Source organism: Rathayibacter sp. AY1D2, assembly GCF_002932695.1.
Lineage (GTDB): Bacteria > Actinomycetota > Actinomycetes > Actinomycetales > Microbacteriaceae > Rathayibacter.
Map to the genome: position 1 here is coordinate 1 of NZ_PSVX01000071.1, position 16,255 is coordinate 16,255.

Consider the following 16,255-nt stretch of genomic DNA (forward strand, 5'->3'; position numbering starts at 1 on the left):
ATCGGCCCGAAGTCCGCCCAGCGCATCGCGTTCCACATCCTGCAGACCGAGACGTTCGACGTCACCCGGCTCGCCGAGATCCTGCTCGAGCTGCGCGGCGTGTGGGGCTGCTCCTCGATGAACTGGGCGCCGAGGATCTCGCGGACGACCGCCTCGCCGTAGCGCTGACGGCCGTCGGCGGTCGCCGAGCGGGTCGTGCGGGTGACCGGGCGCGCGGCGGGAGCCGGACGCTCGGCGACGGGGGCGGGCCGCGGCGGGGCGGCGGGCTCGGGCGCGGCGGCGGGCTCGCCGGGAGGTGCGACGGTCGCCCAGGAGTCGGGCATCGGCGGCTCGACCGGCGGCATGTCCTCCTCCGGCGGCTCCTCGTCGAACGGGGGCTCGTCGCCGGCGGGAGCGGCTTCAGCGGCGGCGAGGGGGGCGGCGCGCACCGGCTCGGCGGCCGCGGCGGGGGCCTCCACCGGAGCGGAGGGAGCAGCCGCCTCGGCCGCAGGGGTCGGATCGGCGGGGATCGCCACCGTGGCCCAGCCGTCGGAGCCGGTCGCGGCCGGGATCGGCGCAGCCGGGGCGGGCGCGGCGGTCGCCTCGACGGCGGCGCGCTCGGCCTCCGGGGCGGCGGCGCGAGGCTCGACGCGGGCGATGTACTTCACCCGCAGGCCGAGGACCTGCTGGATCGCCTGACGCAGGTACTCGCTGACTCCGGGCTGCCCAGCGGTTCCCGGCATCTTGAACGACTCGACGTCGTTCTGGCTCGGGAACGAGAGGGTCAGCACGTCGTCCTTGAGGGCGCGCACCTGGGCGGTGTAGGCCACCAGCCAGGCGGTCATCTTCGCCTTCTGCACGACCTCGAGGATCTCGGGCCAGGTGTCCTTCATCCGCTGGAGGGTGACCGCGCCGTCGGCGGATGCGTCGCCCGCGGCCGCAGCGGGTGCGGAGGCGGCGGGCGCCTCAGTGGACGCAGCGGCCTGATCCGACGGCTCCTGCCCGACCGGCTCCGGACGAGCCGCCGCGGCGGTCGTCGCGCGGGGGCGTCCTGACTCGGCCGACGCGGACTCGTCCGCCTCCGGCGCGGCCGCCGTCTCCTCGGGCGCCGTCACCGGCGGCGCGGCGACCGGTGCGGACGCGGTCACCGGCGCCTCGGTGCGCGGAGCGGCCGCGATGGTCTCGGGCACCGAGCCGGGAGCGGCGGCGTGCGAGGCGTGGTGGGGCTCGGGCGCACGGGACGGCTCGGACGCGCGCGACGCCTCGGACGACCGCGGGGCGGGCGCCGCGGTCTCGCGCGGCGGGGCCACGTGCCGCGGGCGCTCCTCCTGGGCCGCGACGGGCGCGATGCCGGCGCCGGTGCCGTGCACCAGGGTTCGGGCGATCATCAGCTCGAGGTGCAGGCGCGGCGAGGTCGCACCGGTCATCTCGGTGAGGGCCTCGTTGACCACGTCGGCGATGCGGGAGAGCTCGGCCAGGCCGAGCGCGCGCGACTGGCCGGCCATGCGGTCGAGCTCGTCCTGCGAGACGCCGCGGAGCACGGCCGAGGCCGCTCCCCCGGTCGCCGCGACGACGATCAGGTCGCGGAGCTTCTCGAGCAGGTCCTCGACGAAGCGGCGCGGGTCCTGCCCCGTCTGGATGACGCGGTCGACCGCTCCGAACGCCTCGGCGGAGTCGTGCTCGGCGAGCGCGTCGACCACCTCGTCGAGCAGGGCGCCGTGGGTGTAGCCGAGGAGGGCGACGGCCCGCTCGTACTCGACGGTCTCGGCCTCGGAGCCGGCCATCAGCTGGTCGAGCAGGGAGAGCGTGTCGCGGACGGACCCGCCGCCCGCGCGGACCACGAGCGGCAGCACGCCGGCCGCCACGTGCACGCCCTCGCGCTCGCAGAGCTCCTGCGTGTAGTCGAGCATCTGCGCCGGCGGGACGAGCCGGAACGGGTAGTGGTGCGTGCGCGAGCGGATCGTGCCGATGACCTTGTCCGGCTCCGTGGTCGCGAAGATGAACTTCACGTGCTCCGGCGGCTCCTCCACGATCTTGAGCAGCGCGTTGAAGCCCTGCGGCGTGACCATGTGCGCCTCGTCGAGGATGAAGATCTTGAAGCGGTCGCGCGCCGGGGCGAAGATGGCGCGCTCGCGCAGATCGCGCGCGTCGTCGACTCCGTTGTGGCTCGCCGCGTCGATCTCGACCACGTCGAGCGAGCCCTGGCCCTCGCGGCTGAGCTCGACGCAGCTGTCGCAGACGCCGCAGGGGGTGTCGGTCGGGCCCGTCGCGCAGTTGAGGCAGCGGGCGAGGATGCGCGCCGAGGTGGTCTTGCCGCAGCCGCGGGGGCCGCTGAAGAGGTAGGCGTGGTTGACGCGGTTGGTGCGGAGCGCCGTCATGAGCGGATCCGTCACCTGGGACTGGCCGATCATCTCGGCGAACGTCTCGGGCCGGTACCGGCGATACAGGGCTGCTACCACCCGACAAGAGTAGCCGCGACCTCCGACACCGGAGCCGGGACGGCGGACCTCCGAGCGCGCGTAGCCTCGGTCCCGTGCTCCCGCCGCCTCCGCTCCCCCGCTTCGACGCGGTCGTGCTCGCCGGCGGACGCGCTTCCCGCCTCGGCGGCGCGGTCAAGCCGCTCCTCCGGCACCGCGAGTCGACGCTCCTCGGCACCGCCCTCGCAGCCGTGCGCGGAGCCGAGCGGAGGATCGTGGCCGGACCGTCGTCGCTCGCTCCGGCTGTCGACGGCGCCGAGCTCGTCCAGGAGGATCCGCCGTTCGGCGGCCCGGTCGCAGGCCTGGCCGCCGCGCTGCCCCTGCTCGACCGCCCGGGCGCTCCGGACTGGGTCGTCGTGCTCGCCGCCGATCTCGTCTCCCCCGCTCCCGCCGTGCACACCCTGCTCGAGGTCGCGTCGAACGCCGTCGAGGCCTCCCTCCTGGCCGTCGACGCGAGCGGCCGAGCCCAGCAGCTCCTCGGCGTGCACCGGCGAGCGGCCCTCGTCGAAGCGCTCACCGCGCTCGGCGATCCCGACGGCGCCTCGGTGCGCGCCCTCCTCCGGGACCTTCCCCCGCGGCTCGTGACGGTGCCCGGAGGGACGACCGACGACGTCGACGCGCCCGCCGACGCGCTCCGGCACGGGATCGACCTGTCGGGCCCGCGCGGCGCAGACTGAGCGGATGGACGACACGACCGGCCCCCGCCCCTCCGCCTCCGACGGCGCCCGCCCCACCGAGGAGGTGCTCGCCGGCTGGTGGGCCGAGCTGTGCTCCGCGCTCGGCCTCGGCGGGGTCCCGGTGGACCCGGACGCCCTGCTCGCCCTCGCCGGTCGCGCGGCGCACGGAGTGGTCCGGCCGGCGGCTCCGCTGACCACGTTCCTCGCGGGCTACGCGGCGGGCCTGGCCGGGGGCGGCCGGGACGCGCTCGACGCGGCGCTCACGGCCTCGCACCGGGCGGTGGACGAGCGTATGCACGCCTCCTGAGACGCTACTCCACCGGCCTCGATCCGGCACCAGGCCGACGCCGTACGGTTCCCCCGAGTCCCGGTGCCGCGGCTCGGACCGAGAGCGGCGCAGGACTCCCGCGGCCGACTGCGCCGCGGTCGTCCATCTGAAGGAGCCCCGCATGTCAGGCAACAGAGCCGTCGCCTACAAGTCCCCCGGAGTCGTCGAGGTCATCGACATCGACTACCCCGCCTTCGAGCTGAAGGACGGACCCGGCGTCAATCCGGCGAACATCGGGCGGAAGCTGCCGCACGGCGCCATCCTCCGCACCGTCTCCACCAACATCTGCGGCTCGGACCAGCACATGGTCCGCGGCCGCACCACCGCTCCGTCGGACCTCGTGCTCGGCCACGAGATCACCGGCGAGGTCGTGGAGGTCGGCCCCGACGTCGAGTTCGTCAAGGTCGGCGACATCGTGTCCGTGCCGTTCAACATCGCCTGCGGCCGCTGCCGCAACTGCAAGGAGCGCAAGACCGGCATCTGCCTCAACGTGAATCCGGACCGCCCTGGCAGCGCGTACGGCTACGTCGACATGGGCGGCTGGGTCGGCGGGCAGGCCGAGTACGTGATGGTCCCCTACGCCGACTGGAACCTCCTGGTGTTCCCGGACCGCGATCAGGCGCTCGAGAAGATCCTCGATCTGACGATGCTCTCGGACATCTTCCCGACGGGCTTCCACGGCGCGGTGACCGCCGGAGTCGGCGTCGGCTCCACGGTCTACGTCGCAGGAGCGGGACCGGTCGGACTCGCCGCGGCGGTCGGAGCGCAGCTGCTCGGAGCGGCCGTCGTGATCGTCGCGGACCTCAACGAGGAGCGTCTGGCGCAGGCGCGCTCCTTCGGCTGCGAGACGGTCGACGTCTCGAAGGGCGATCCGGCCGGCCAGATCGAGCAGATCCTCGGCGTGCCCGAGGTCGACTGCGGAGTGGACGCCGTCGGCTTCGAGGCGCACGGCAACGGCGCCGACTCGGGGAAGGAGGCGCCGGCGACGGTGCTGAACTCGCTGATGTCGATCACCGCGGCGGGCGGCGCCCTCGGCATCCCGGGCCTCTACGTCACGGGCGACCCGGGCGGAGTCGACGAGGCGGCCCAGGAGGGCTCGCTGTCGATCCGCCTCGGGCTCGGCTGGGCGAAGTCGCTGTCCTTCACCACGGGCCAGTGCCCGGTCATGAAGTACAACCGGCAGCTGATGATGGCGATCCTGCACGACCGGGTCCACATCGCCGACGCGGTCCAGGCCACCGCGATCAGCCTGGACGACGCTCCCCGCGGCTACGCCGACTTCGACAAGGGCGCCGCGAAGAAGTTCGTGCTGAACCCGAACGGCTACCTGGGATGACCGACGGGGCGGGTCCTGCCCAGGGCCCGCCCCGAGCCCCGGGAGAATGGACGGGATGAGCGCGCATGGGCATGAGGCGACCGACTGGGACGAGGCCAGGCGGATCGTCGGCGAAGCGGTGGCGCGCTCCGGCGTCTCGACCGTCCCCCTCCTCGACGCCCGCGGAGCCGTCCTCGACCGCGCCGTCACCGCCGCCCGGCCGCTCCCCCACTACGACTCCTCGGCCATGGACGGCTGGGCCGTGCGCGGACCCGGGCCCTGGCCGCTCGAGGACGGCACCGCCGCGCCGATCGTCACCGGAGCCGCCGTGCCCGACTGGAGCGACGCGGTGCTGCCGTCCGAGCAGGGCGCGGTCCGCGACGACCTGCTCACGGCGCGGGCGCCCCTCCCGCCCGGCCGCCACGTCCGGCGCGCGGGCGACGAGGCCGCCCGCGGAGCCGTGCTGGTCGATGCCCGGACCCGCCTCACTCCCGCGCACCTCGCCCTGCTCGCGGTCGCCGGGATCGACGCGCTCGACGTCCGCCCACCCGCCGCGGTCGACCTGCTCCTCACGGGGGACGAGGTCGACACCGAGGGGATGCCGCCCGCCGGACGGGTGCGCGACGCGTTCACGCCGCTGCTGCCCGCGCTGGTCGAGCTCTCGGGCGGAGCTGTGGGAGAGATCGTGCGCCGCGGCGACGACGAGGAGGCGATCGCACGGACGCTGCTGGCGGGCACGGCGCCGATCCTCCTCACGACGGGCGGGACCGGGCGCTCCCGGGTGGACGCGGTCCGTCGCGCCCTCGATGCGGTGGGCGCGCGCGTCCTCGTCGACGGCGTCGGAATGCGCCCCGGCCACCCGACCATGGCTGCGCTGCTGCCGCGAGGGACGCTGGTGATCGCGCTGCCGGGCAACCCGCTCGCCGCCCTGCTCGCGGCGGTCTCCTTCCTGCCGCCGGCCCTCGACGCGGCGTCCGGCGCCGCTGCCCGGCCCCTCGGCCGGGGCGTCCTCGCCGAGCCGCTCGGGCGCGCGGGGACCACGGTGCTCGTGCCCGTCTGCTCCGGCGAGGACGGCTGGCGGGCCTCCGCCGGCATCCGCTCGCACATGCTCACCGGTCTCGCCGCCTCGGAGGCCGTGGCCGTCGTGCCCGCACCGGGAGCGGCAGCAGGCGACTCCGTGCGCCTGCTGCCGCTGCCCTGGTGAGGCCTACGCCGCCGGTTCGAGGCGGATCACGACCGACTTCGAGGTCGGCGTATTGCTGATCTTCGCGGTCGAGTCCAGCGGCACGAGGACGTTCGTCTCGGGGTAGTAGGCGGCCGCGCAGCCGCGGGGCGTGTCGTACGCCACGACGCGGAACGCCTCCGCCCGCCGCTCGACGCCGTCGGGCCACTCCGAGACCAGGTCGACCATCGCGCCGTCCGCGAAGCCCAGCTCGGCGACGTCGTCGGCGTGGACGAACACCACCCGGCGGCCGTCGTGGATCCCTCGGTAGCGGTCGTCCTTGCCGTAGATCGTGGTGTTGAACTGGTCGTGCGAGCGCAGCGTCTGCAGCAGCAGCCTGCCCTCCGGAACCCGCGGGTACTCGAGCGGATTCGCGGTGAAGCGGGCCAGGCCGGAGGGGGTGTCGAAGCGGCGCGAGTCGCGCGGCGGGTGCGGGAGGACGAAGCCGCCGGGCACGTCGATCCGGGCCTCGAAGCCGTCGAAACCGGGGACGACGTTGGCGATGTGCGAGCGGATGCGGCGGTAGTCGTCGCGCAGTCCCGCCCAGTCGACCCGGGGGACGTTCTCGCGGCCCTCGAGCAGCCGCTCCGCGATCCCCGTGAGGATCGCCACCTCCGAGCGCAGGCCCGGGCTCGGCGGGCGCAGGCGGCCCCGGGAGGCGTGCACGGCGCTCATCGAGTCCTCGACCGTGACCCGCTGCTCGCCCGAGCGCTGCACGTCGGAGTCGGTGCGGCCGAGGGTGGGCAGGATCAGCGCGCGCCGGCCGGTGACCACGTGCGAGCGGTTGAGCTTGGTCGAGACGTGGACGGTGAGGGCGAGCGAGCGCATCGCCGCCTCCGTCACTCCGCTGTCGGGCGTCGCCCGGGCGAAGTTGCCGCCGAGCCCCATGAACACGCGGGCCTTCCCGTCGCGCATCGCCCGGATCGCGGCGACCGTGTCCGTCCCGTGCACGCGCGGGGAGGAGAAGGAGAACTCGCGGTCGAGCGCGTCGTGGAAGGAGTCCGGCATCCGCTCGAAGATGCCCATCGTGCGGTCGCCCTGCACGTTCGAGTGGCCGCGCACCGGGCAGACGCCCGCGCCGGGCTTGCCGATGTTGCCGGTGAGCAGGAGCACGTTGACGACGTCCTTGAGCGTCGCGACCGAGTGCGCGTGCTGCGTGAGGCCCATCGCCCAGCAGACGACGGTGCCCTCGGACGCCGCGATCAGCTCGGCGACGGTGCGGATGCGCGTCTCGTCGATCCCGCTCGCCCGCTCGATCTCGTCCCACTGGACCTCCCGCAGCCCGTGGAGGTACTCGGCGAGGCCGCCGGTGCTCTCGCGGATGAAGGCGTGGTCGAAGACGTCGCCGCGCGCCTCCTCAGACTCGAGCAGCGCCTTGCCCAGACCCTGGAACAGGGCCTGGTCGCCGCCCAGCCGGACCTGGAGGAAGTGGTCGGCGAGGGCCGTGCCGTCGCCCAGGGTGCCGCGGACGGTCTGCGGGTTCTGGAAGCGGAGCAGCCCCGCCTCCGGCAGCGGATTCACGGCCACGATGGTGCCGCCGGCGCGCTTGGCGCGCTCCAGCGCGGTCAGCATCCGCGGGTGGTTCGTTCCGGGGTTCTGGCCTGCGACGATGATCAGCGGAGCCCGCTCCACGTCGCGCAGGCTCACCGAGCCCTTGCCGATCCCGATCGTCTCGGTGAGGGCGGATCCGCTGGACTCGTGGCACATGTTCGAGCAGTCGGGCAGGTTGTTCGTGCCGAAGCCGCGGACCATCAGCTGGTAGACGAAGGCCGACTCGTTCGAGGTCCGGCCGGACGTGTAGAAGATCGCCTCGTCGGGGCTCGCGCAGGCGCGCAGCTCCTCGGCCACGAGGTCGAGCGCCTCGTCCCAGCCCACGGGCCGGTAGTGCGTCGCGCCCTCCTCGAGCAGCATCGGCTCCGTGAGCCGGCCCTGCTGGCCGAGCGCGAAGTCGTCCCACTCCTCCAGCTCCGCGACGGGGTGCGCGGCGAAGAACGCCGATGTGACGGTGCGGAGCGTGGCCTCCTCGGCGACCGCCTTCGCTCCGTTCTCGCAGAACTCGGCGACGTGGCGCTTGTCGCCCTCCGGCCAGGCGCAGCCCGGGCAGTCGAATCCGGTCTTCTGGTTCACCCGCAGGAGCGTCTCGGCGCTGCGCACCGGGCCCATCTGCTTGAGCGAGATCTCGAGGGCGTGGGCGACGCCGGGGATCCCGACGGCGCGTCTCTTCGGCGACCGGACGGAGAGGCGGCTCTCGTCGATCGGACTCTCGCGGGGCTCGGCGTCATCGACCATTCCTGCATCGTACGTCCGCACCCCGGCATCGCTCCCGGTTCCCGGTGGGAGGATGACCTCCACCGCCTGAGGAGACCCATGAGCCGCAGTGTCGCCCGCACCCGCCTGACCGCCGTCCGCGCCGACGATCCGCCCCGCCGTCGCGAGGACGTCCTGGCCGTCGAGGAGCCGCTCGAGATCCGCGTCGGCGGACGACGCTTCAGCGTGACCATGCGCACGCCCGGCGACGACTTCGACCTGGTCGCGGGATTCCTGGTGTCCGAGGGGGTGCTCACCGAGTCGGAGCAGCTCGCGGCGATGCGCTACTGCGCGAGCGGCTCCGGGCCGGGCGAGAACACGTACAACGTGGTCGACGCGAGCGTCCGCGGCGGGCGGGAGGCCGTGCTGCTCGAGCGCGAGCGGTCGGTGTACACGACGAGCTCGTGCGGAGTGTGCGGGCTCGCGTCGCTCGAGGCGGTCGCCACCGACTCGGCGTGGAGCGTCGCGGAGGACGACCTGCGGGTCGAGCGGGAGCTGCTGGTCTCGCTCCCCGATCGGCTCCGCGAGGCGCAGGCGGTGTTCGAGCGGACGGGCGGCGTCCACGCGGCCGGGCTGTTCGACGCGGACGGCTCGCTGCTGGTGCTCCGAGAGGATGTCGGGCGCCACAACGCCGTGGACAAGGTGGTCGGCTGGGGGCTCCGGGAGGGGCGGCTGCCGTTGCGGGGGACGCTGCTGCAGGTGTCGGGGCGCGCCTCGTTCGAGCTGGTGCAGAAGGCCGTGATGGCCGGCATCCCCCTGCTCGCCGCGGTCGGTGCCCCGTCGTCGCTGGCGGTGGACCTGGCTCGCGACTCCGGCCTCACCCTGATCGGCTTCAGCCGCGGCTCCGGCTTCAACCTCTACGCGGGCGACGCGCGCCTGCTGCCCTGAGCCGGGGCTCCTCGGCCGGCTCCTGCCGATGGAGCAGCCCGCGCAGCAGCCGCATCGAGATCTCCTCCCTCGCGCTCGGACTCGATACGCCGCGTCCCGCGGCTACTCGACCAGCAGGAGGGCCCGAGTATTCGGCAGAGGGCCGCGACCCGGAATCGCGTGCGAGCGATTCAGGGCAGCCCGACGCTCCACGCTCTGCGGAACGCAACCCCTGAGAGGCCGACCGAGGTCGCGTAGCGGGCCACCGCTGCACGACGAGCGAGCACCGCCGCGTGCCAGCGATTCAGGACAGCCCGACAGGAGCCGCCACCCCCGGAAGCCGACCGCGAGTGATGTCGCGGCTCCGCCGCTACACGACCGACAAGCTCTGCCGGGCGATCTCCAGCTCCTCGTTCGTGGGGATGACGAGGACGGCGACGCGGGAGTCGTCGGTGGAGATGCGGCGGGCGCCGCGGTCGGAGGACGTGTTGCGCTCGGGGTCGAGCTCGATGCCCAGGCCCTCGAGGCCGCGGAGGGCGCCGGCGCGGACGGCGGCGACGTTCTCGCCGACTCCGGCCGTGAACACCACGGCGTCGACGCGGCCCAGCTGGGCGTAGAAGGCCCCGATGTAGTGGCGGAGGCGGTGGTAGTAGACCTCGAGTCCGGCGCGGGCCCGCTCGTCGCCGGCCTCGGCCGCCTCCTGGACGTCGCGCATGTCGCCGCGACCCGTGAGGCCGAGGAGGCCGCTTCGGCGGTTGAGGAGGGTGTCGAGCTCGTCGATCGAGAGGCCCGCCTTGCGGGCGAGGTGGAAGACGACGGCCGGGTCGAGGTCGCCGGAGCGGGTGCCCATCACCAGGCCCTCGAGCGGGGTCATGCCCATCGAGGTCTCGACGGAGACGCCGCCGTCGACCGCGCAGGCGGACGCTCCGTTGCCCAGGTGCAGGACGATCGTCTTCAGGTCGGAGCGGCGGCGGCCGAGATAGGCGGCGGCGGCCTCCGAGACGAACTTGTGCGAGGTGCCGTGGAAGCCGTAGCGGCGGACGCGGTGCTTCTCGGCGAGCTCGGCGGGCAGCGCGTAGGTCGACGCCTCGGCCGGGATCGTGTGGTGGAAGGCGGTGTCGAAGACGGCGACGTGCGGGACGTCCGGGAAGGCGTTCTGCGCCGCCTCGATGCCCTCGAGGTTGGCGGGGTTGTGCAGCGGGGCGAGGTCGGCGAGGTCCTCGATGTTGATCTTGACCAGGTCGGTGACGACGGTGGGCTCGAAGAAGCGCTTGCCGCCGTGCACGACGCGGTGGCCCACGGCGACGGGAGGGAACTCGTCGAGGCTCGGGCCGTGCTCGCCGAATGCGCGGATCATCGCGTCGAAGCCGGCGGTGTGGTCGGGGATCAGCCCCTCGATCTCGAACGACTCCCCGTCGCGGGTGTGCTTCGTGCGGCCGGTGTCCTCGCCGATCCGCTCGACGAGGCCGCTGGCGAGCGTCTCCTCGGTGGTCATCTCGATGAGCTGGTACTTGAACGACGACGATCCGCTGTTGACGACGAGGACGACGGACATGAGGGGACTCCTGGGGTGATCGGGGTCGGGAGAGGCGGCGGCGGGGTCGCCGCTAGCGCACCACGGGGATGGCGGCGGTGGGCGGGACGATGGCCTGGGTGGCGGCCTGGATGGCCGTGATCGCGACGGTGTTGACGATGTCCTGCACGAGCGCGCCGCGCGAGAGGTCGTTGACCGGCTTGCGCAGGCCCTGGAGGACCGGTCCGATGGCGACGGCGCCGGCCGAGCGCTGCACGGCCTTGTAGGTGTTGTTGCCCGTGTTGAGGTCGGGGAAGATGAACACCGTCGCGCGCCCGGCGACCTGGGAGCCGGGCATCTTCGAGGCCGCGACCGCCGCGTCGGCCGCCGCGTCGTACTGGATCGGGCCCTCGACGAGCAGGTCGGGCCGGCGCTCGCGCACCAGAGCCGTCGCCGCGCGGACCTTCTCGACGTCGGCGCCGGCTCCGCTCTCGCCCGTGGAGTAGGAGAGCATCGCGATGCGGGGATCGATGCCGAACTGCTGGGCGGTCTCGGCGGACGAGATCGCGATGTCGGCGAGCTGCGCCTCGGTGGGATCGGGGTTCACTGCGCAGTCGCCGTAGACCAGCACGCGGTCGGCGAGCGCCATCAGGAACACGCTCGAGACGACGGAGACGCCCGGGCTCGTCTTGATGATCTCGAAGCCGGGGCGGATGGTGTGCGCGGTCGTGTGCGCGGCTCCCGAGACCATCCCGTCGGCCAGGCCGAGCTGCACCATCATCGTGCCGAAGTAGGAGACGTCCGTGACGGTGTCGTAGGCGTGGTCGTAGGTGATGCCCTTGTGCGCGCGGATGCGGGCGTACTCCTCGGCGAAGCGCGCGCGGTGCTCGGGGTCGAGAGTGCTCAGCACGCGCGCGCCGTCGAGGTCGAGGCCGAGGCCCGCCGCACGGGCGCGGATCTCGGCCTCCTCGCCGAGGATCGTGAGCCGGGCGATGCCGCGCTTGAGCACGGTCGCGGCGGCGCGGAGGATCCGGTCGTCGCCGCCCTCGGGCAGGACGATGTGGCGGTCGGCGATGCGCGCGCGCTCGATCAGCCCGTACTCGAACATCAGCGGTGTGACGACCTCGGACCGGCCGACGTCGAGGAGGGTGAGCAGCTCGACCGCGTCGACCGCCTCCTGGAAGAGGGCGAGGGAGGTGTCGCGCTTGCGCGGGGAGTCGGCCGCCAGGCGGCCGCGGGCCGCAGTGACGCGGACGGCGGTGTCGTACGTGCCGAGCTCGGTCATCACGATCGGCACGCGGCTGTCGACGCCCTCGATCAGCCGGACGATCGGCTCCGGCAGCTCGAAGCCGCCGTTGAGGATGATGCCGGTGACCGTGGGGAACGTGCCGGAGGCGTACGCCATGATCACGGCGAGGACGACCTCGGGCCGGTCGCCGGGGACGATCACGACGCCGCCCTCGGTGAGCCGCGGCAGGACGTTCACCATGGACATGCCGGCGATCACCACGCCGAGCGCCTCCCGGCCGAGCAGCTCCGGATCGCCCGCGACGACGACGCCGTCGACCGCCTCGACCAGGCGGGACAGGCTCGGAGCGACGAGGAACGGATCCTCGCGGATCGCCCAGACCGGGACGGTGGCGGGGATGCTCTCGCGGATCGCGGCGACGGCGTCGGCGGCGGTGTCGGGATCGGCGCGGTTCGCGATCACTCCGATGAGGCTCGCGTGGGCCGTGCGCAGCTCGACCGAGGCGAGCTCCGTGATCTGGCGCATCTCCTCCGGCGTGCGCGCGGGAGCCTGGCCCAGCTGCTCGCTGCGGGACGAGTCCCGGCCGGTGAGGACGAGCAGGACCGGGGCGCCGAGGTTGGCGGCGATGCGGGCGTTGTAGCCGAGCTCGGTGGGGCTGCCGACGTCCGTGTAGTCGGAGCCGAGGATGACGACGGCGTCGCACCGGGCCTCGACGCCCTTGTACCGCTCGACGATCCGCGAGAGCGCCGCCTCGCCGTCGGCGTGGACGTCCTCGTAGGTGACGCCGATGCAGTCCTCGTAGGCGAGGCCCGAGTCGGAGTGGCCGAGCAGCATCTCGAGCACGTAGTCCGGCTCGGAGGTGGAGCGGGCGATCGGGCGGAAGACGCCGACCCGCTGCACCTGGCTGCTGAGCGCATCGAGGACGCCGAGGGCGACCGTGGACTTGCCCGAATGACCTTCGGCGGACGAGATGTAGATGCTCTGAACCATCGGATCCAGCCTACCGAGGGGGTCCCTCCGCCTGGCTGAGTAGAGGCCAGGGATGGGAGGGCGTGCATGGCGCGCGGCTGTGGAGGAGCGTCCGCAGTCGGTAGGGCCTCGTAGCGGCTGTGCGGCGGTCCATCGGCGGAGCAGGCGGGCCGGTTAACGGAAGAGGACCCCCCGCGCACCCGCCAGAGCCCGGTTACCCTTGCTGCGTTTCCGCCCTGGGGGAGTTGGCCTGGATGGCGCCACGCGGGGAGCCGGGTGACAGTCTAACCGACGACGGCGGCCGAGGAGAGCGGGGCGTGTCGGGGTCGTGGTCAGCGGAAGGCTCCGACACCGGCTAGTATCGATGAGTCGCGGCTCAGGTCGTGCCAGGAGGATTCGCCTAGTGGCCTATGGCGCACGCTTGGAAAGCGTGTTGGGTGAAAGCCCTCGGGGGTTCGAATCCCCCATCCTCCGCGAACGGTGTCCGTTGCTCTCGCCAGCACGGGCACCGTTTTGTTTAACCGGTGCGGCCGATCGTCGAGGCCCGGTCGACCGGTGCGGGCGTCCGTCGGAGCGGCGCGCTCACGCAGCGCCGGGTTCGCGCCGCCGGCACACACGCAGCTGCAGCCGACGAGGTCGCGCCGAGCAGGCGCCGCCGATCGTTCGGCGCGCGCCGGGCGTGCGGGATCAGCCGTAGAGGTGGTTCGTCCGCGCGCAGGAGTCGGAGCAGAAAGCGCCACGGCGGGCGACGAGCGGGGCCGAGCAGGCGGCGCAGACGGGGCGGAAGAAGAGTTCGGCTATGGTTCGCGACATGGTCCGACCGTAGGTGCCGGTCCCGGATCGTGCCCGTCGCCATCCGTATTACGACAACGCGGACGACAGGGCGGCGATACGGACCCTCCGGCGACGCCGGCCGTCAGTCGGCGATGCGCTCGAGCCATTCGTCGAGCAGGAGCCGCTCCCCCGCGCTGAGAGGCTCGATCTGCGGCAGCGCCGTCCGCAGGGCGACGGCGTGCGCGACGACCGCACGGGCGGCGGGATCGGTGGGGCCCGCCTCCGCCGTGGTGATCGCCGCGAGGACGGACTCGCGCGAGCGGGACGAGAGCTCGTCGTCGGGGTCGGCGAGGGCGGTCAGCGTGAGGGTGCAGCCGAGCGCGGCCGACTGGAGCAGGCGGGAGGCCCGCTCGACGTCGACGGTGAGGCGGCCGGCTTCGGCGACGGCCCGGACCGCGTCGAGGAGGACGCCGCGGGACAGGCGCGCCGCCTCCGACTCCTCCCCCGGCCGCGCGGTGAACATCAGCGCGTAGAGGTGCGGTTCGGCGAGTCCGAAGGCGACGTGGTGATCCCAGGCGGCACGGAGCGCGTCGACCGGGTCGGCCGGCGCCTCGCTCCGCTCGAAGTCGGCGAGGGCCGTGGCGAATCCGGCTGCCGCGGCCGAGTCGAGCAGCCCGCGCAGGTCGCCGAACGTCCGGTAGATCGTGGGGGCCTGGACCCCCGCCGCCGCGCTGATCGCCCGCGTCGACACCGCGTCCCGCCCGCCGTCCGCCAGCAGCTCGACCGTCGCTCGGAGGATCCGCTCCCGCGTCGTCCCGCTCTCACTCATGCTACCGACGCTAACACGTTCCCGTTAGCGCCTCGACTCCCGGACCGGCCCGGGCCGCCTCAGCGCCGTCGGGCGGTCCCGAAGATCCCGCGGACCACCTCGCGCAGCAGGGTCCTGCCGGCGCTCGAGCCCAGCACCTCCTCGACGACCGTCTTGTCGCGGCGGGCGGTGCGGGTCCCGCGGGAGGTCGGTGCCGTGCGCCGTCGGGAGCGCTCGGCGGCCTGGTCGGCGGCGCGCTCGGCGGCGGCCCGCTCCTTCGCGCGGCGGGCGGCGTCCGCGGTCTCCTCCTTGGCGCGACGCGCGTCCTCCTTGGCGCGGCGGGCGTCGTCGGCGGCCTGCTGCTCGGCGGCGGCGCGGGCCTCCTCGGCGTCGGCGGCGGCGTCGAGCCGGCGGGTGAGGATCTCGCGGGCGGAGTCGCGGTCGAGGGGCGTGCCGTAGCGCGCGAGGAGCGGGGACCTCTGGACGCTCGCCTCGCGGTCGGCCTCGGGGGTGGGCTTCATCGAGCCGAGCGGGGCGCGGAGACGCGTCCAGGCGACCGGGGTCGGGGCGCCGCGCTCGTTCATGACCGTCACGATCGCCTCGCCGATGGGGAGCGCCTGGAGGACCTCACCGAGGTCGTAGTCGCTCTCAGGGTAGGTCGAGACGGTGGCGCGGAGGGCCTTGGCGTCGTCCGGCGTGTGCGCGCGGAGCTGGTGCTGCACGCGGGAGCCGAGCTGGGCGAGGACGTCGCCCGGCACATCCTTCGGGGTCTGGGTGACGAAGACGATGCCGACGCCCTTGGAGCGGATGAGGCGCACGGTCTGGGTGATCGCGGCGAGGAAGTCCTTCGACGCGTCGCGGAAGAGCAGGTGCGCCTCGTCGAAGAAGAACACCAGCTTCGGCTTGTCGAGGTCGCCGACCTCCGGCAGGTCGTTGAAGAGGTCGGCGAGCAGCCACATCAGGAAGGTGGAGAACAGAGCCGGTCGGTCGGCGACTCCGGGGACCTCGAGGAGGCTGACGACGCCGCGCCCGTCGGCGGCGAGGCGGAGGAACTCGGCCGTGTCGATCTCAGGCTCGCCGAAGAACACGTCGGCGCCCTGGTCGGCGAACGCGATCAGCTCGCGGAGGATCACGCCGGCGGTCGCCTTCGACAGCCCGCCGAGCTCGGCGAGCTCCGCCTTGCCCTCGTCGCCGACGAGGTAGGTGAGCACGGCGCGGAGATCGGACAGGTCGACGAGCGGGAGACCGGCGCTCTCGGCGTAGTGGAAGACGAGGCCGAGGCTCGACTCCTGCGTGTGGTTGAGGCCGAGCACCTTCGCGAGCAGCAGCGCGCCGAATCCCGTCACGGTGGCGCGGACGGGGACGCCGATGCCGATGCCGCCGAGCGCGAAGTACTCGGCGGGGGCCGCCTCCGCCCGCCAGTCCTGGCCGATGCCGCGGGTGCGGGCGAGCAGCGCGTCGGTCGCGGTGCCCGGAGTGGCGAGGCCGGAGAGGTCGCCCTTGATGTCCGCAGCGAAGACGGGGACGCCGTGGGCCGAGAGCTGCTCGGCGAGGACCTGCAGCGTCTTCGTCTTGCCGGTGCCGGTCGCGCCGACGACGAGGCCGTGCCGATTGAGCATGCCGAGCGGGATGCGGACGGGCACGTCGATCCGCGCGTCGCCGTTGACGAGGGCGCCGAGCTCGAGGGCCGGGCCGGTGAACGCGTACCCGGCGCGCACGGCGTCGCCCTGCGGACGGCGCTGCCGCAGATCGAGCCTCTCAGCGCGGGGG

General features: G+C 73.7%; 11 protein-coding genes, 1 tRNA gene, 1 other RNA gene and 2 pseudogenes. 7 read left to right on the forward strand and 8 right to left on the reverse strand.

The window, feature by feature from the left end; genetic code table 11:
* Positions 1–96, forward strand: a pseudogene (locus C5D04_RS18895) (recombination protein RecR); the annotation flags it as partial.
* 8 nt (positions 97–104) lie between these two features.
* Here the strand turns inward: C5D04_RS18895 and C5D04_RS15380 are convergent.
* Positions 105–2,438, reverse strand: a pseudogene (locus C5D04_RS15380) (DNA polymerase III subunit gamma and tau); the annotation flags it as partial.
* A gap of 74 nt (positions 2,439–2,512) precedes the next feature.
* On the opposite strand from C5D04_RS15380, the gene C5D04_RS15385 reads away from it, so the two are divergent.
* The 4 genes from C5D04_RS15385 (at position 2,513) to C5D04_RS15400 (ending at position 5,980) form a co-directional block, all read left to right on the forward strand.
* On the forward strand, positions 2,513–3,133 hold the full coding sequence (locus tag C5D04_RS15385) for a molybdenum cofactor guanylyltransferase (protein ID WP_258068937.1): 621 nt from the start codon (positions 2,513–2,515) through the stop codon (positions 3,131–3,133).
* 4 nt (positions 3,134–3,137) lie between these two features.
* Entirely contained in the window at positions 3,138–3,440 is a 303-nt protein-coding gene (locus C5D04_RS15390) for a DUF6457 domain-containing protein (RefSeq protein ID WP_104347969.1), read from the forward strand.
* 142 nt (positions 3,441–3,582) lie between these two features.
* Entirely contained in the window at positions 3,583–4,797 is a 1,215-nt protein-coding gene (gene fdhA, locus C5D04_RS15395; protein WP_104292897.1) for a formaldehyde dehydrogenase, glutathione-independent, read from the forward strand.
* A 55-nt stretch (positions 4,798–4,852) separates the two neighbouring features.
* Positions 4,853–5,980, forward strand: coding sequence for a molybdopterin molybdotransferase MoeA (locus C5D04_RS15400; protein WP_181137732.1), 1,128 nt, complete (start codon positions 4,853–4,855; stop codon positions 5,978–5,980).
* Positions 5,981–5,983: 3 nt separating this feature from the next.
* On the opposite strand, the gene C5D04_RS15405 is transcribed toward C5D04_RS15400, so the two are convergent.
* On the reverse strand, positions 5,984–8,287 hold the full coding sequence (locus C5D04_RS15405) for an FdhF/YdeP family oxidoreductase (protein ID WP_104234531.1): 2,304 nt from the start codon (positions 8,285–8,287) through the stop codon (positions 5,984–5,986).
* A 78-nt stretch (positions 8,288–8,365) separates the two neighbouring features.
* Between C5D04_RS15405 and fdhD the strand changes: the two genes are divergently transcribed.
* Positions 8,366–9,193, forward strand: coding sequence for a formate dehydrogenase accessory sulfurtransferase FdhD (fdhD, locus tag C5D04_RS15410; RefSeq protein ID WP_104225120.1), 828 nt, complete (start codon positions 8,366–8,368; stop codon positions 9,191–9,193).
* A gap of 349 nt (positions 9,194–9,542) precedes the next feature.
* Here fdhD and C5D04_RS15415 read toward each other — a convergent pair whose 3' ends face one another.
* The 3 genes from C5D04_RS15415 to ffs form a co-directional block, all read right to left on the reverse strand.
* A complete protein-coding gene (locus C5D04_RS15415) occupies positions 9,543–10,727 on the reverse strand; it encodes an acetate/propionate family kinase (protein WP_104347971.1) in 1,185 nt (394 codons plus the stop codon).
* 52 nt (positions 10,728–10,779) lie between these two features.
* Positions 10,780–12,924: a phosphate acetyltransferase gene (pta, locus tag C5D04_RS15420; RefSeq protein ID WP_104227473.1), complete on the reverse strand. Its 2,145-nt coding sequence runs from the start codon at positions 12,922–12,924 to the stop codon at positions 10,780–10,782.
* Positions 12,925–13,083: 159 nt separating this feature from the next.
* Positions 13,084–13,180: signal recognition particle sRNA small type (ffs, locus tag C5D04_RS15425), an RNA gene on the reverse strand.
* A gap of 112 nt (positions 13,181–13,292) precedes the next feature.
* On the opposite strand from ffs, the gene C5D04_RS15430 reads away from it, so the two are divergent.
* Positions 13,293–13,377 (forward strand) — tRNA-Ser (locus tag C5D04_RS15430).
* A 213-nt stretch (positions 13,378–13,590) separates the two neighbouring features.
* On the opposite strand, the gene C5D04_RS18740 is transcribed toward C5D04_RS15430, so the two are convergent.
* The 3 genes from C5D04_RS18740 to C5D04_RS15440 all read right to left on the reverse strand — a co-directional run bounded on the left by C5D04_RS18740 (position 13,591) and on the right by C5D04_RS15440 (position 16,233).
* Positions 13,591–13,716 (reverse strand): hypothetical protein, encoded by a 126-nt coding sequence (locus C5D04_RS18740; RefSeq protein ID WP_258062975.1) that lies wholly within the window; start codon positions 13,714–13,716, stop codon positions 13,591–13,593.
* Between the two features lie 103 nt (positions 13,717–13,819).
* A complete protein-coding gene (locus C5D04_RS15435; protein WP_104227474.1) occupies positions 13,820–14,506 on the reverse strand; it encodes a TetR/AcrR family transcriptional regulator in 687 nt (228 codons plus the stop codon).
* Between the two features lie 59 nt (positions 14,507–14,565).
* Entirely contained in the window at positions 14,566–16,233 is a 1,668-nt protein-coding gene (locus tag C5D04_RS15440; protein ID WP_104347972.1) for a helicase HerA-like domain-containing protein, read from the reverse strand.
* Positions 16,234–16,255 lie beyond the last annotated feature (22 nt).

Bases quoted from the DNA above. Each gene is read 5' to 3' on its own strand.
- C5D04_RS15390 (WP_104347969.1), top strand. From the start codon at position 3,138: ATGGACGACACGACCGGCCCCCGCCCCTCCGCCTCCGACGGCGCCCGC.
- fdhA (WP_104292897.1), top strand. From the start codon at position 3,583: ATGTCAGGCAACAGAGCCGTCGCCTACAAGTCCCCCGGAGTCGTCGAG.
- C5D04_RS15400 (WP_181137732.1), top strand. From the start codon at position 4,853: ATGAGCGCGCATGGGCATGAGGCGACCGACTGGGACGAGGCCAGGCGG.
- C5D04_RS15405 (WP_104234531.1), bottom strand. From the start codon at position 8,287: ATGGTCGATGACGCCGAGCCCCGCGAGAGTCCGATCGACGAGAGCCGC.
- fdhD (WP_104225120.1), top strand. From the start codon at position 8,366: ATGAGCCGCAGTGTCGCCCGCACCCGCCTGACCGCCGTCCGCGCCGAC.
- C5D04_RS15415 (WP_104347971.1), bottom strand. From the start codon at position 10,727: ATGTCCGTCGTCCTCGTCGTCAACAGCGGATCGTCGTCGTTCAAGTAC.
- pta (WP_104227473.1), bottom strand. From the start codon at position 12,924: ATGGTTCAGAGCATCTACATCTCGTCCGCCGAAGGTCATTCGGGCAAG.
- C5D04_RS18740 (WP_258062975.1), bottom strand. From the start codon at position 13,716: ATGTCGCGAACCATAGCCGAACTCTTCTTCCGCCCCGTCTGCGCCGCC.
- C5D04_RS15435 (WP_104227474.1), bottom strand. From the start codon at position 14,506: ATGAGTGAGAGCGGGACGACGCGGGAGCGGATCCTCCGAGCGACGGTC.